This is a genomic window from Oscillibacter sp. CU971, from assembly GCF_905219725.1.
In the GTDB taxonomy this organism is placed as follows: Bacteria; Bacillota; Clostridia; order Oscillospirales; family Oscillospiraceae; genus Oscillibacter.
On sequence record NZ_CAJMXG010000069.1, the window covers coordinates 1 to 13719 of the forward strand.

Genomic DNA, 13719 nt, shown 5'->3' on the forward strand with positions numbered 1-13719 from the left:
CAATATGGCCCTTTATTGGTCGTTTCCATTACCTTCGTCTGTTTGCCTGGCTTTTACCGGCTTTAATCAGTGCTTCCTTAAGGAAAAATCTAAATTTCAACAAGTCCTGCCCATGATGTAAAAATGAGCGGTTCTTGTCAAAAACCGCAAGAACCTCAAAATACTGCTGAAAAAATCGACAAGCCGAGGAAATGTCGATAAAAAAGCGGGAAAGTCCGTTTTTACAGACTTTTCCCGAACACGCCCTTGCAATTTCTTCCTCGATAGGTTAAAATAACCTCGGAGACACAAAAGCGGTAGGCTACGGGGTGTAGCACCACCCCGTAGCCCTGTACGAGTGACCTAACCACTCAGCACAGTAGTCTTGAACTACACCACGGGGCTATTATACCCAAACCGGCACGGGTTTTCAAGGCCGGATTCGGGAAATAGTGTGCGTTGCATGATTTATCAGGGCGGGGCTGAGGTTAAAAACTCGGTCCCGCTCTTTGTGTTTCCGACGAAAGCCCCGGGCGGGGGCACATTCCCCGCCCGCCTTTCGGGGCTTCGCTGGAAATTAAATTTGAGAGGAAGAAAATGTATGAAGAAGAAACTATTATCCCTTGCACTGACCCTTGCTCTTGGTCTTGGTTCAGTTGTCCCCGCCTCTGCAGCGGAGAACGACTTCCTTATTTCAGATGATGGTGTGTTGTTATCTTACGACGGCACAGCCAGCAAAGTAGTAATTCCAAACTCTGTTAAGAGAATTTCCTCCGGCCTGTTCAATGACTGTGACTTTTTGAAGGAAGTTACGATTCCCCCCAGCGTTACTACAATTGGGACCATGTCCTTTTACAATTGCAAAAATCTGACGACAGTAAATATCCCCAGCAACCTCACGGATATTGGAACATATTAGTTTTGGAAGACTCCTTGGCTGGGAAACTTGGGTGACTTTGCCACTGTGAATGGGGTTCTTCTCGCTTATCAGGGCAGAGATAAGGACATTACGATACCGGAGAACGTCTCATCCATTGGAAACGCGGTGTTCAACGGCTACGATTTGAACAGTGTGACGCTTTCGAACAACACCCGCAATATTGGCGATGGGGCATTTGCCGCATGTAAAAACCTGACCAGCGTCACGATTCCAGTCAGTGTTATTAGTATCGGGCGGGAAGCGTTTGGTGGTAGTAACAGTTTGAAAGATGTGTATTACGGAGGCAAGACTCACAGTGGACTTCAATTCAAATTGATAACAGCGGAGATGGAAATAATTCTCTAAAGAATGCTACAATACATTATAATTTCAAAAATGGAACATTTAATGAACTCGTTTTCACCGATGTAAAGAAAAGTGACTACTTCGCAGACGCTGTTCTGTGGGCGGTGGAAAACAACATTACCGCCGGCACCAGCAAGACCACGTTCTCCCCCAGCACGACCTGCAGTAAGGCGCAGATCCTGACCTTCCTGTGGCGCGCTAACGGCTCACCGGATCCAACAGCGGCTAACCCCTTCACGGATATTAAACCCGCCGACTACTTCTATAAGTCCGCTCTGTGAGCCGCTGAAAAGGGTTTGGTGTCCAGTTCCACTTTTGGCGCAAATACCGACTGTACCCGCGCCATGACGATGGAATACATGTGGGAAGCGGTGGGAAGCCCCGCGTCTACCAACAAAGCTAGCTTTACCGATGTTCCTGCCAATGCGGACTATGCGCAGGCTGTAGCATGGGCGGTAGAGAACGAAATCACCAGCGGAACAGGCGGCGGTAATTTCTCCCCCAGCGAAACCTGTACTCGTGGGCAGATTGTAACTTTCCTGCACCGCGCTACGGGGAAGTAAAGCCGGGCAGCTTTCGCCGTCTTGGCAATATGTAGGCTATGAAAAAGCGCCCACTACCTTTTGCATTTTCAAAAGGTGGTGGGCGCTTTTTTCAGGTGCGGGAAATCCTTAATTTAATGACATTGGGGTTTCAGCCCTCCGCTTTTTCCGGCAGCGGATTTTGGTGGTGATTTAATCGCCGCGCCATGAACGGGATATCCGCGCAGTCATCTATGGCAGAGTGTGGATTACTTTAAACAACATGGTTTGTATACCTACGGCCCGCCCATGGCGGTCGCGCCCCTCCCCAACGTCCGGGCGGTGCTGGACTACGCCGTCACGGAAATCCCCGCGGAAAAAATCTTCCTGGGCATACCCAACTACGGCTATGACTGGCCACTGCCCTTTATCCAGGGGGAAACCCGGGCCCAGTCCATTTCCAACCAGCGGGCCATTGAGTTGGCCATTCAATACGGCGTACCCATCCAGTACGACGAAACGGCCCAGTCCCCGTTCTTCCGCTACACCGACGCCGGGGGAACCGCCCACGAGGTCTGGTTCGAGGACGCCCGGAGCATGGACGCCAAGCTTCGCCTCGTTGCCGAATACGGCTTCCAGGGAGCGGGGTTCTGGAACCTCATGCGGCCATTCTCCCAGGTTTGGCTGGTGCTGGATTCCCTGTACGACGTGGAATGACAAACAGGAGGGCCCGGCGTTACACCGGGCCCTCCATTTATCCGCAGGAAAGAGCCGGAAAATTTCTCAAACATTGATTTCAGGGGTGTCCCCGCTCTCCGCCCCGGCCAGCAGGGGGGCAATCCCCTCCAGGAACGCCTCCACCTGGGCGGCGCAGCGGCCGGTGTAGAGCTTCGGGTCCAGCACGGCCTCCATCTCCGCCTCCGTCATGGCGAAAGCGGGCTCCGCCGCCAGACGGGCCAGCAGGTCGCAGGGCTCGCCCTCCTTCATCCTGGCCGTGGCGGCCATGGAGCAGGTGCGGATGATTTCATGGAGCTCCTGCCGGTTGCCGCCCCGCTTGACCCCCTCCATCATCAGGTTTTCCGTGGCGATGAAGGGAAGATATTCCCGCACCGCCCGCTCCACCACCTTCTCGTTGACATGGAGCCCGTCGGTGACGTTCCGGCAAAGGCGCAGGATCGCGTCGGCGCAGAGGAAGCCCTCCGGCATGGAGATGCGCCGGTTGGCGGAGTCGTCCAGGGTCCGCTCCAGCCACTGAACGGAGGCGGTCATGGGGGCGTTCATGGCGTCCGCCATCAGGTAGCGGGACAACGAACAGATGCGCTCGCAGCGCATGGGGTTGCGCTTATAGGCCATGGCCGAGGAGCCGATCTGGTTCTTCTCGAAAGGCTCCTCCACCTGCCGGTCGTGCTGAAGCAGGCGGATGTCGTTTGCCATCCGGTAGGCGCTCTGGGCCACGGAGGAAAGGCAGTTCAAAATCCGGCTGTCCACCTTCCGGGGATAGGTCTGGCCGCAGACAGGGAAGGTCTTCTCAAAGCCGAACTCCCCGGCGATCCGACGGTTCATCTCGTCGATTTTCGCCCCGTCCCCCTCAAAGAGGTCCATGAAGCTGGCCTCGATGCCGGTGGTCCCCCGGCAGCCCAGGAATTTCAGGTTCTCCAGCACAAAGTCCAGCTCCTCCAAATCCGCCAGGAAATCCTGCATCCAGAGGGTGGCCCGCTTGCCCACCGTGACCAGCTGGGCGGGCTGGTAATGGGTGTAGCCCAGGGTGGGGGTATCCGCGTACCGCCGGGCGAACGCGGCCAGATTTCCCAGCAGGGCGGTCAGCCCCTTCCGCAGATACCGGAGGCCCTCCCGGTAGAGGATGAGGTCCGCGTTGTCTGTGACATAGCAGCTGGTGGCCCCCAGGTGGATGATGCCCGCCGCCGAGGGCGCGGCCTTGCCATAGGCGTATACATGGGCCATCACGTCGTGCCGGACTTCCTTTTCCCGGGCCGCGGCCAGGTCGAAGTCGATGTCGGTGAGATGATCCTCCAGCTCCGCCACCTGCTCCGCCGTCACGGGGAGGCCCAGCTCATGCTCCGCCCGGGCCAGGGCCACCCACAGCCGCCGCCAGGTCTGGGTGCGCTTTTCGGCGGAGAAGAGGTTCAGCATGAACTCTGATGCGTAGCGGGAGGAGAGGGGGGATTCATAGCGGTCTTTACTCATGGGGCCTCCTTCAGCGGATGATGATGGCGTCCCGCTCCGGGCCTACGGACACGTAGCCGATGCGGCAGCCGATTTCCTTCTCGATATATTCCACATATTTCCGGGCGGCCTCCGGCAGGTCCTCCCAGGTCCGCACGCCGGAGATGTCGCAGCCCCAGCCGTCCATATACTCCACCACCGGCTTCGCCTCCGCCAGCAGGGCGGGGAAGGGGAAGCGGTCCGTCTGCTGGCTGCCCAGCTCATAGCGGACGCAGACGGGGATTTTATCCAGATAGCTCAGCACGTCCAGCTTGGTCAGGGCGATGTTCGTCGCCGCCTGGCACTGGACGCCGTAGCGGGTGGCCACGATGTCGATGGGCCCCACCCGGCGGGGACGGCCCGTCTTCGCGCCATACTCATTTCCGGCCTGGCGGAGCTTCTCCGCCTCTTCGCCGAACCACTCGCAGGTGAAGGGACCCTCGCCCACGCAGGAGGAGTAGGCCTTCACCACGCCGATCACCTCGTCAATCCGGGCGGAGGGCAGGCCGGAGCCCACCGGGGCGTAAGCCGCCACGGCGTTGGAGGAGGTGGTGTAGGGATAGATGCCGTAGTCCAGGTCCCGAAGGGCGCCCAGCTGGGCCTCGAACAAAATGCGCTTGTTCTCCGCCTGGGCCTGGCGCAAAAACGCGCCGGTGTCCCGGATGAAGGGGCGGATTTTCTCGCCGTAGTCCGCCACGTAGTCCATCAGCTGCTCGATGGTATAGGGCTGGGCGTTGTAGACCTTGGTCAGGGTCAGGTTCTTCCACTCCAGCAGATCCTCCAGGTGGGAGCGGAGCTGCCCCGGATAGAGGAGTTCCCCGGCCATGACGGTCTTTTTCTGGAACTTGTCGGAGTAGAAGGGGGCGATGCCCTGCTTGGTGGAGCCGTATTTCTTGTCCTTCAGGCGGGCCTCCTCCAAGCCGTCCAAATCCCGGTGCCAGGGCAGCAGCAGAGAGGCCCGGTCGCTGACCATCAGGTTGTCCGGCGTAATGGCCACGCCCTGGGCGGTGACGTCCTGTATCTCCTTCCACAGGCTCTCGCAGTCCAGGGCCACGCCGTTGCCCAGGATGTTGACCACGCCGTCCCGGAAGATGCCGGAGGGCAGCAGATGGAGGGCGAACCTGCCCTTTTCGTTGACGACGGTGTGCCCGGCGTTGCCGCCGCCCTGATAGCGGACCACCACGTCGTAGTCCTGGGTGATCAGGTCCACCATACGGCCCTTGCCCTCGTCGCCCCAGTTGATGCCCACAATGGCGCAATTTGACATAATGAAACCTCCCCGCGCCGCCGCCCGAAAGATAGGGCGGCGTTCCGCTTGCTCACGGCCAGCGGCCAGCCGGTGATGGGGGCCTGTCCGGCCCCGGGGGTCCTGACGGCGGCGGATTAGCGCCTCCGGCCAGCGAAAAGAAGGGCCCCGCAGTCTGCGGGGCCCCAAAGTTTCCCTTCCCTATTATAGCGGCAGTTTTCCCATAAGTAAAGAGAAAAGCGCAAGTTCCTCAAATTTTTACAGGTTCCGCATAAAAAGGTATGACCCCCGGCCTTCCGCCGGGGCGGGTTCTTTCACTTTCATGTGACGGTAAAGCGCTTCGCGGTGCCGGAGACGGCGTAGCGCTCGTATATTTCCGGCCGCTCCGCTTTCAGGGCCTTGGCGTCCAGCCGGGTGCTGGAAACGGATTTCCAGGAGACTTTGTAGTGGGCCGTCTCCACCTGCTCCACGCCCCGGGCTTCCAGCTCCGCCTTGACTTCCTCCTCAATGGCCTCCGCCTCTTTTTTCAGCGTGTCCATCTCCCGGCGGCAGCGCCGGAGCCGGGCCAGCTTCTCGTCCATCTGCAAGTTGTCCATAGCATCCTCCCATGTGTTCGGTTTGCTAGAGACTATGAGGGGAGGGGGACGCTTATGACGGCCTTTTAGAGATGGTGGTCCCGGAGGAGCTTTTTCGCCTGCTCCCACAGCTCGTCGCTGACGGTTTGAATTACCGCCACCTTCCGCACCNGCTCCGGCAGGGCGGCGGTGAGCTCCGCCTCCACAATCGTCTCGCTGGTCAGGTCCGCCGAGGGGCACCCGGCGCACTGGCCCAGCAGCTTCACGTACAGCACGCCGTCCTCCAGATGGTCCGCGGCAATCTCTCCCCCGTGGGCCCGGAGGGCGGGGCGGACCTTCTCGTCCAGTACGGCCTCAATGCGTTTCAAATCATCCGTCATGGCTGTTCCTCCTGTTCCGCCGCCTTGGCGGCGAAAATTTCTTCCTGGATACGGCGCCGGGTGCCGTCAAACAGCAGCTCCCGGTTGTGACGGAAATAGGCGTCGCAGCCGAAGGTCTCAATGAGCCAGCTGGTGTCCGGCCCGGCGGTGAGCTCCGTGACGAACAGCACCAGCTCCTGTCCCTGGCCGAAGGTTTCCTCCAAAAAGGCGAAGGCGTGATCCAGCTCCGCCTTGGCTTCCCGGGCCTGGGAGGCCCGTTTTTCCACTTCCTGCCCAAACCAGCCCCGCACCGCCGCCATGGCCAGCCCGGAATCGGCGGGGTTCTCCTGAATGAGGCGGCGGCGGTAGTCCTCCAGGATGTTGATTTCCAGCTGGGCCAGGGCCTGGCGCTGTTTATCCCCCTGGCCCGCGTTCCCGGCCCGTTTCAGGGCTTCCCGGCGTTCGCCAGTCAGGGCCTCCAGGACCGCCTGGGGGTCCTCTCCGGCGGCCAGGGCCTCTTTGAATTTTGTCAGGGCGGCGTGGAGGTTTTCGCACAGGCTGTCCCGGCGGCGGATCTCCCGGGCGGCCTCGGAGAGGCGGGAGAGGAGCAGCCCCATGACGGACAGCTTCTCGTCGAAGGGCGCGGCCCGGAGCTCCCGGACGGTGATGGGCTTCCAGGTTCCCGTCAGGATGTCGTCCACATGGTAGATCTNCCGGTACTTGCCGTAGAGCTCCAAATAGTTGGCAAAGTCCCGGGCGATGCGGGGAAGCTGGATATACTGCCCCACCACCTCCCGGTCCGCCTTGAGGCCCAGGGTTTCATAGACCGTCAGCAGCTCGCTCAAATCCTCCCAGCCCCGGGCGGTGGCGAACTGGATGCCCTCCGCCGTAGTCTCCACCCGGTAGAAGTGGTCCTTCCTGATGTCCAGATAGGACACCACCGCCCCGTGGATGCCCTTGGCCCGGGCGTACTCCTTCCAGACGGCGAAGTCCTCCTGTACGTCGATGCGCTTCACCCGGTCCAGGGTCACCACGTCGAAATCCCGGACGGAGCGGTTGTATTCCGGCGGGTTTCCGGCGGCGGCAATGAGCCAGCCCTCCGGCAGGCGCTGGTTGCCGAAGGTCTTGCACTGGAGGAATTGCAGCATCATGGGGGCCAGGGTTTCCGAGACGCAGTTGATCTCGTCCAGGAAGAGGATGCCCTCCTTGAGGCCGGTTTTCTCCATCAGGTCATAGACGGAGGCCAGAATTTCGCTCATGGTGTACTCGGTGATGGAGTAGATCTGCCCGCCGTAGGTCCGCGTTTCGATGAAGGGCAGGCCCACGGCGCTCTGGCGGGTGTGGTGGGTGATGGTGTAGGCCACCAGGCCCACGCCGGTTTCGGCGGCCACCTGCTCCATGATTTGGGTTTTGCCCACGCCGGGCGGGCCCATCAGCAGGACGGGCCGCTGGCGGACCGGGGGGATTAGATAATTCCCCAAGGGGTCCTTGGCCAGGTAGGCTTTTAAGGTATTGGTGATTTCCTGTTTGGCTTGTTTGATGTTCATGGCGTTTCCTTCCTGGTTCCCCGGCAGGGGAGGGGAGATAGTACTCGCCCTTGCGGGCGGGGCGGATTGGCGGCTGGCGACGGCTGGTCCATTGCACGGTCCAAAAGAGAAAAGGAAGTAAGGGCCCTTCTATCGGTAGAACACCCTGTATAGGGGCGGACCTGTGTGTCCGCCCTTTTCCCGGGCCCTTACTCCCTCCACTCGGCCAACTCCTCCAGCGGCTTCCGGGGCCGGGGCGGCGGATTCCCGGCGGCGTACCCCAAGGCCATGGCCGCCGCGAGAGCTCCCGGCCCGCCGATCCATTCCCGCAGCGCGTCATAGGCGAAATAGGTGTTGCAAATCCAAAGACTGCCTAGACCCAGCGCCGTGGCCTGGAGGGTCATATTCTCCAGGCACGCGCCCAGGGACTGGGCGTTGCAGAGCTCGGTGACCCGTTCGTCTGTGTTCAGCGTCTGTCTCGGGTCCTGGCCCAGGGGGTTCGTGACGAAGATGACAACCGGGGCTTGTTTCATGATGGCCAGCGTTTGGACTGCCCCGCCGAGATGCCGGGCGCTCTCCGGCAGGAGGGGGCGGCGGCGCTCCTCCTCCAGGCCCTGCGCCATGGCGGCCAGCGCTTCCGCCTTTTTCTTGGCAAGGGCCACGGTGAACCGCCAGGGCTGGCGGTTTTTTGCCGAGGGGGCCAGGGCCCCCGCTNGCAGCACGGTTTCGATATCNTTCCTGGAAACCGGTTGGGGCAGATAGGCNCGGATGCTCCGCCGNTTCACGNTTTCAGACAGCATAGTGCCTCCTTTACAGCTCCGGCAGCTCGTCCAGATCCAGTTNCTCCGGCAGTTNNTCNGCCGNCCGGTCCAAATCCGGGGCCTCCAGCACCAGCCGGATGGCCCAGGGGGGCGTTTTCACGGAAAGCGGCGGCTCCCCCAGGAGGATGAAGGCCGTTTCATAGGGCGTCCGCTTTTCCGGGTAAATTCCCATGCCGTCGGTGAAGTACACAAGGCCNCGGAGGCTGGTGANNGCCCCCGCCTCCTGGAGCTNTGCCACATGGTCGAATACCGGGCGGAAGTTCGTGGCGCTGCCGCCGGTGAGCCGGAAGTTCTCCATATAATTCCGCAGGTCCTCCAAATCGTGAAGCACATCGTCGGAGCGGATTTGGTCGTCGCACTGGATGACGCGGATGTTCACTTTTCTGGTAAAGGTCCCCGCGCTCCGCAAAATCGCGTAGGTGCAGGCCAGGAACTGCCGGACCCGCTCCCCGGAGGTGGACATGGAGGTGTCCACGGCGATGACGAAATCCTCGATCCGCTTTTCCTCCCGGGTTTCCGGCGGCTCCACCAGGGGCATGTTTCCGTAAAGCCGGAGGCCGTAGGAGTAGAAGCCGTAGTCAAAGGCGTCCCCATCCACCGCCGCCACCTCCCGGGGGGCGGCGAAGCGGCGGAGAAACGCCCGGTAGTCCACGTCGTCCCGGATGGCCGCCCGGACCTGCTCCAGCACGGCCTCGCCGCCGGTCCCCTTGTCGGAGAGGACCGTCTCCAGGCCCGTCTGGGCCTTGCCGGAGAGGTCTTGCCATTTCTGGTCCTGGCGGCGGCTCTGCTCCTTACCGTCCTGCCGCTCCGGGTCCCAGAGCCCATGGTCGTCCGCCAGAAAGGCCCGCTGGAGCTGGGCGATTTCATACTCCGGCAGGTTCAGCCGCAAAAGGCGGTGGTAGATGCCCTCCGCTGTCAGCACCGGCATGTCCCGCTTGCACTCACCGTAGAATTTCCGCTTCCGGGGAGCCGCTCCGGCGTTGAGGCAGGGGTAGTCCAGTTCATCCAGGATACTCTCCACCGCCGCGTCGCAGCTGAGGTCCCACAGCTCCGGGAGCTTGCCCCGCTTCTTCGCCAGATGCCGGAGCATGCAGTGGAGAATCACATGGAGATAGGCCCGGCAGGTCCACACCCGGCTCCGCAGATAGCGGTCCGCCAGCCAGGACCCGTCGTAGTACAGCGTCTCGCCGTCGGTGGCCAGGGACAGCGTCACCCCGCCGCCGGGGGCGAAAGCCAGAGCGCAGAGGGCCGCGTCCAGATAGGGCAGGCTCATATACAGCTCGTTCCGGGCGGCGAAGAGGATGTCCCGCCCAATCCCGGCAAAGTCCTTTTGTTCCATAAAACCCTTGGCCCTTCTATAATGTAAAGGATTTTTCCGCTCCGGCGGGGAAGCGGCGGTGCTGCTCCTCCAGCAAAGCCGCCAGGGCCGCCGTGGCTCCCCGCTCCCGGGCCAGGGCACAGGCGTCCAGGAGGGTTTCCCGGTCCGGCTCCGTCAGCTCCAGAAGGAAGGGGAGGGCTTCCCCTTCTTCCAGCAGGAGGCGGAGGGCCTCCCCGGCGTGTTCCTTTAAATAGGCCCGGTAGCCCGCCGCCGCCCCCTCCGCCAAATCCACCGGCCAGCGGAGGCGCCGCCAGGCAAGGCGCAGGGCGGCGGATTCGTCGTGCTCCATCCCCAGAAAGTCCCGCCAGAGGCCGTCGTACTCCTTGAGGGACAGGCGTTTTTGACGGAAGCAGTGGTGATAGGGGTAGCCCGCGCCGGAGATGAAGTAATCGAAATGATGGGCGGGGCAGTTTTCTTCATAGAGCTCTGTATACTCCGGGAACAGCAGACGGGCGGTCTCCCCGCCGGGGCCGTAAACGGTCACATCCAGCTCCCGGCTGAGCTCCCCGGCGAACCAGGCCAGGGCCTCCCCCTGGTCCGGGCCTGTCCGGGTCAGGTGGAGGGTATCCAGGCTGCGGCAGTTCATCAGCGCGCCGCCGCCCCAGCGGGACACGCCGTCGTGAATACGGAGAGTGCTTAAGGCGGAGCAGTTCAACAGGGCGTAGTCCCCCACGGCCTTGAGGGTCTGCGGCAGGGTCAGGTCCCGGAGGCTCCGGTTGTCCCAGGCCGCCCCGTCCTCCGGAGGGATGCAGGTGATTTGGAGGGTTTCCGCCCCGGCGGGCAGGGGAGCCGTTTGCCGGTCCGGGGCCAGGGCCCGGTCTCCCAGGGCCGTCACCGGCAGGCCGAGCAGCTCCTCCGGCAGGACGGCCCGGGCGTCGGGGGTCCCGGCCCGGAGGATGATCACGCCAGTGTCCTCCCGGCGGAAAACCAGCCTCCAATTGCTTGCGCCGCTGACGGTTTCCATAAGCCCGCGCCTCCTTCCGTTTTTCCAGAGGTAGTATACCACAGGCGGGAGCAATTTCCTAGCCAAAATTTTTTTCATCGACCCCCTTGACAAACTGTTCATTCTGTGTATACTGTATATGAACAGTGAAACGGAGGAACTTCCATGGAAATCATCATCCGCAACACCGGGGGCCAGCCCATCTATGAGCAGATCTACTCCCAGCTCAAGGCCCAGATCATCGCCGGGGTCCTGACCCCGGGGGAGGCCCTGCCCTCCATCCGGGCCCTGGCCAAGGATTTGAAAATCTCCGTCATCACCACCAAGCGGGCCTATGACGAGCTGGAGGCCGAGGGCTTCCTCTACACCGTGGCCGGGAAGGGCTGCTTTGTGGCGGAGAAGAATCTGGACCTGATCCGGGAGCAGCAGCTCAAGGAGCTGGAAAACCACCTGACCGCCGCCGCGGGACTGGCGAAGAGCTGTTCCGTGACGGTGGAGGAACTGATCGACATGCTGCGCGTCCTGTTAGAGGAGGAGAACGTATGAACGCCATTGAACTGAACCATATCTGCAAGTCCTTTGGAGAATTTGCCATCCAGGATTTGAGCCTCACGGTGCCCAGCGGCACCATCTGCGGCCTGGTGGGGGAGAACGGCGCGGGCAAATCCACCACCATCCGCCTGCTGATGAACGCCCTCCGCCCCGACGGCGGGACCGCCAGGGTTTTGGGGGTGGATGTGTCCTNCCCGGAGTTCCGGGCCGTGAAGGAGGACGTGGGCGTCGTTTTGGACGAGGCGTATTACCCGGAAACCCTCACCGCCGTCCAGGTGGGGAAGGTGATGGCGGGGACCTACAAGCACTGGGACCAGGGGACCTACGACGGCTACCTCCGCCGCTTCGACCTGCCGGGGAAGAAGCCCTTCAAGGACTTTTCCCGGGGCATGAAGATGAAGCTGTCCATCGCCGTGGCCCTGAGCCACCAGCCAAAGCTGCTGATTCTGGACGAGGCGACCTCCGGCCTGGACCCCATCGTCCGGGACGAGGTGCTGGAGATTTTCAACGAGTTCACCCGGGAGGAGGACCACTCCATTTTGATTTCCTCCCATATCCTCAGCGATTTGGAGAAGCTCTGTGATTACATTGCCTTCCTGCACAGGGGACAGCTCCTCTTTTGCGACGAGAAGGACCAGCTTCTGGAGACCTACGGCNTCTTTGCCGGGACGGCNGAGCAGCTGGAAAGCCTCCGGGAGGAGGCCGTCCTGGGCCGGGAGTCCAGCGGCTACGGCGGGGTCCGGGCCCTGGTCCGGCGGGAGGAGGTCCCGGCGGGCTTGGGGCTGGAGCGGGCGACGGTGGAGGATATCATCCTCTTTATGGTGAAAGGAGCGAAATGATGAAAGCGCTGGTACAGAAGGATTTCTATGTGATCTGGAAGCAGATGAGAATGTTTGTCCTGGTGTTGGCGCTGCTGTCCATGGTGAACAGTGCGTTCAATACGGTGTTCCTGGTGGTCTGGTGCTCCATGCTGCCCTATACGGCCATGGCCTATGACGAGCGGAGCCATTGGAATCAGCTGGCGGCCATGATGCCCTATTCCAAGCGGGATATCGTGCTGAGCAAGTACGTGCTGGGCTGGCTCTGCATGGCGGCGTCGGGGGTGTTCTGCCTGGCGGTGCAGGCGGCGGCGGGGATTGTTTCGGGAAGCGCGCCCAGTGTTCCCACCCTGCTGGCGAGCCTTTGCTTGGGAATCATCACCCTGGATATCACCTTACCGGCGGTGCTGCGCTTCGGCGTGGAGAGGGGAAGGATGATTTTCATGGTGGTGATCTTCGGCGTGGCGATCTCCATAGGGATTCTTGTGGACATGGTGGATGAACTCCCCAGCCTGCCCGTTCCCCTGGTGGTGCTGCTTCCCCTGGGGGCGGCGGCGGGAACGGCGCTTTCCATCCCGCTGTCCATGAAGCTCTACAAGGAGAATTGAAAGGAGAGGTACGCAATGCCCCATGTACCAAATAATCTGCTGCTGCTTCTGCTGCTTTTGCCGCTTGCGGACCGGCTGTGGAAGATGTGGAAGGACCACCATTAAGGAGAGATGACATGAAAAATACCAAGCGCTGCCCCGTCTGCGGCTCCACGGACGTCATTCGGGTCCCGGACGACGCCCACCGCTACCTCTCCAACGGCATCTTCCTCACCCGGGCGCTGATGGTGAAGCGGATTCCCGTGGCCCGCTATGTCTGCCATGACTGCGGATACCTGGAAAACTGGGTGGAGAACCAGCACGAACGGGACAAGATCAAGCGGGCCTGGGGATAACCGGCGGGCCCTCCGCCATAAGGCGGAGGGCCCGTCAGGCTGGCGAAAAAATATTTTTGCCAGCCTGAGCAAGTTTTCAGAACCCGTGGAAAGTTCTGAAAACTTATGATTTGAAAACGAAAGGAACCCCTCCTGGGTTCCTCTCGTAACTCTCTTCCTTCCCGTCAAATAGGTCTTCCGGTTTTTTCGACACTCCGGCGGGCCCTCCGCCTTATGGCGGAGGGCCCGTTTCCTCATGCGTTTTGCAGGCTTCTTTGCAGCAGTCCCATCAGGGTTTCCGCGTGGGCGTAGGACTGCTTGCTCATCTCCTCGAAGAGCTTCGTCAGACAGGGGTCCATGGTGTCCTCGGCGGAGCGGGCGTAGTTGAAGCCGCTGCACGCCGCCGCGTGATAGCGCTCCCGGAGGGCGGGGCACCAGCGGCCTGCGTAGATGCGCTCCGCGCTGACGCTGGGGCGGTAGCGCCGGCCGGTGATGAGGTAGTGGGCCGCCATCAGCCGCCGGGCCTGGTCCTGGAGTTCCGCCGCCATGTCCCGCAGGGGCTTCCGGGCCC

At 61.5% G+C, this 13719-nt stretch carries 17 protein-coding genes and 1 pseudogene; 9 read left to right on the top strand and 9 right to left on the bottom strand.

Annotated elements, in window-relative coordinates:
* The first annotated feature begins 580 nt into the window (after positions 1 to 580).
* From JX325_RS06790 to JX325_RS06810, 5 genes are all read left to right on the top strand, one after another.
* On the top strand, positions 581 to 898 hold the full coding sequence (locus JX325_RS06790; protein ID WP_204790398.1) for a leucine-rich repeat domain-containing protein: 318 nt from the start codon (positions 581 to 583) through the stop codon (positions 896 to 898).
* A 27-nt stretch (positions 899 to 925) separates the two neighbouring features.
* On the top strand, positions 926 to 1264 hold the full coding sequence (locus JX325_RS06795; RefSeq protein ID WP_204790399.1) for a leucine-rich repeat domain-containing protein: 339 nt from the start codon (positions 926 to 928) through the stop codon (positions 1262 to 1264).
* An 11-nt stretch (positions 1265 to 1275) separates the two neighbouring features.
* Complete coding sequence (locus JX325_RS18665; protein ID WP_374220594.1) at positions 1276 to 1545, top strand: S-layer homology domain-containing protein; 270 nt, start codon at positions 1276 to 1278, stop codon at positions 1543 to 1545.
* Positions 1546 to 1623: 78 nt separating this feature from the next.
* Positions 1624 to 1827, top strand: coding sequence for an S-layer homology domain-containing protein (locus JX325_RS18670; protein WP_374220595.1), 204 nt, complete (start codon positions 1624 to 1626; stop codon positions 1825 to 1827).
* 222 nt (positions 1828 to 2049) lie between these two features.
* The gene (locus JX325_RS06810) at positions 2050 to 2502 is read left to right on the top strand and encodes a glycosyl hydrolase family 18 protein (protein WP_243413964.1); all 453 of its coding nucleotides are present in this window, start codon (positions 2050 to 2052) and stop codon (positions 2500 to 2502) included.
* A 66-nt stretch (positions 2503 to 2568) separates the two neighbouring features.
* Here the strand turns inward: JX325_RS06810 and purB are convergent, their stop codons facing one another.
* From purB to JX325_RS06850, 8 genes are all read right to left on the bottom strand, one after another.
* Complete coding sequence (purB, locus tag JX325_RS06815) at positions 2569 to 3990, bottom strand: adenylosuccinate lyase (protein ID WP_204790401.1); 1422 nt, start codon at positions 3988 to 3990, stop codon at positions 2569 to 2571.
* 10 nt (positions 3991 to 4000) lie between these two features.
* The gene (locus JX325_RS06820; RefSeq protein WP_204790402.1) at positions 4001 to 5275 is read right to left on the bottom strand and encodes an adenylosuccinate synthase; all 1275 of its coding nucleotides are present in this window, start codon (positions 5273 to 5275) and stop codon (positions 4001 to 4003) included.
* Positions 5276 to 5574: 299 nt separating this feature from the next.
* Positions 5575 to 5850 (bottom strand): hypothetical protein, encoded by a 276-nt coding sequence (locus tag JX325_RS06825; RefSeq protein ID WP_204790403.1) that lies wholly within the window; start codon positions 5848 to 5850, stop codon positions 5575 to 5577.
* 65 nt (positions 5851 to 5915) lie between these two features.
* Complete coding sequence (locus JX325_RS06830; RefSeq protein ID WP_204790404.1) at positions 5916 to 6209, bottom strand: NifU family protein; 294 nt, start codon at positions 6207 to 6209, stop codon at positions 5916 to 5918.
* Positions 6206 to 7735, bottom strand: coding sequence for an ATP-binding protein (locus JX325_RS06835; RefSeq protein WP_204790405.1), 1530 nt, complete (start codon positions 7733 to 7735; stop codon positions 6206 to 6208). The genes JX325_RS06830 and JX325_RS06835 overlap by 4 nt, the downstream gene beginning before the upstream one ends.
* 188 nt (positions 7736 to 7923) lie before the next feature.
* Positions 7924 to 8514, bottom strand: coding sequence for a nitroreductase family protein (locus tag JX325_RS06840; RefSeq protein WP_204790406.1), 591 nt, complete (start codon positions 8512 to 8514; stop codon positions 7924 to 7926).
* A 10-nt stretch (positions 8515 to 8524) separates the two neighbouring features.
* Positions 8525 to 9874: a VWA-like domain-containing protein gene (locus JX325_RS06845; RefSeq protein ID WP_204790407.1), complete on the bottom strand. Its 1350-nt coding sequence runs from the start codon at positions 9872 to 9874 to the stop codon at positions 8525 to 8527.
* A gap of 16 nt (positions 9875 to 9890) precedes the next feature.
* Complete coding sequence (locus JX325_RS06850; protein ID WP_204790408.1) at positions 9891 to 10877, bottom strand: leucine-rich repeat protein; 987 nt, start codon at positions 10875 to 10877, stop codon at positions 9891 to 9893.
* Between the two features lie 144 nt (positions 10878 to 11021).
* Between JX325_RS06850 and JX325_RS06855 the strand changes: the two genes are divergently transcribed.
* The 4 genes from JX325_RS06855 to JX325_RS06870 all read left to right on the top strand — a co-directional run bounded on the left by JX325_RS06855 (position 11022) and on the right by JX325_RS06870 (position 13169).
* Entirely contained in the window at positions 11022 to 11402 is a 381-nt protein-coding gene (locus JX325_RS06855; protein ID WP_204790409.1) for a GntR family transcriptional regulator, read from the top strand.
* Positions 11399 to 12247, top strand: coding sequence for an ABC transporter ATP-binding protein (locus JX325_RS06860; RefSeq protein WP_204790410.1), 849 nt, complete (start codon positions 11399 to 11401; stop codon positions 12245 to 12247). Before JX325_RS06855 ends, JX325_RS06860 begins: the two co-directional genes overlap by 4 nt.
* A complete protein-coding gene (locus tag JX325_RS06865) occupies positions 12244 to 12834 on the top strand; it encodes an ABC-2 transporter permease (RefSeq protein WP_204790411.1) in 591 nt (196 codons plus the stop codon). Before JX325_RS06860 ends, JX325_RS06865 begins: the two co-directional genes overlap by 4 nt.
* Positions 12835 to 12950: 116 nt before the next feature.
* Positions 12951 to 13169: a hypothetical protein gene (locus JX325_RS06870; protein ID WP_204790412.1), complete on the top strand. Its 219-nt coding sequence runs from the start codon at positions 12951 to 12953 to the stop codon at positions 13167 to 13169.
* Between the two features lie 233 nt (positions 13170 to 13402).
* On the opposite strand, the pseudogene JX325_RS06875 reads toward JX325_RS06870, so the two are convergent.
* Positions 13403 to 13719: pseudogene (locus JX325_RS06875) on the bottom strand (ferritin-like domain-containing protein); the annotation flags it as partial.

Coding starts and splice junctions, on each gene's coding strand:
- JX325_RS06790 (WP_204790398.1), top strand. CDS start 581: ATGAAGAAGAAACTATTATCCCTTGCACTGACCCTTGCTCTTGGTCTT.
- JX325_RS18670 (WP_374220595.1), top strand. CDS start 1,624: ATGTGGGAAGCGGTGGGAAGCCCCGCGTCTACCAACAAAGCTAGCTTT.
- purB (WP_204790401.1), bottom strand. CDS start 3,990: ATGAGTAAAGACCGCTATGAATCCCCCCTCTCCTCCCGCTACGCATCA.
- JX325_RS06820 (WP_204790402.1), bottom strand. CDS start 5,275: ATGTCAAATTGCGCCATTGTGGGCATCAACTGGGGCGACGAGGGCAAG.
- JX325_RS06825 (WP_204790403.1), bottom strand. CDS start 5,850: ATGGACAACTTGCAGATGGACGAGAAGCTGGCCCGGCTCCGGCGCTGC.
- JX325_RS06850 (WP_204790408.1), bottom strand. CDS start 10,877: ATGGAAACCGTCAGCGGCGCAAGCAATTGGAGGCTGGTTTTCCGCCGG.
- JX325_RS06855 (WP_204790409.1), top strand. CDS start 11,022: ATGGAAATCATCATCCGCAACACCGGGGGCCAGCCCATCTATGAGCAG.
- JX325_RS06865 (WP_204790411.1), top strand. CDS start 12,244: ATGATGAAAGCGCTGGTACAGAAGGATTTCTATGTGATCTGGAAGCAG.
- JX325_RS06870 (WP_204790412.1), top strand. CDS start 12,951: ATGAAAAATACCAAGCGCTGCCCCGTCTGCGGCTCCACGGACGTCATT.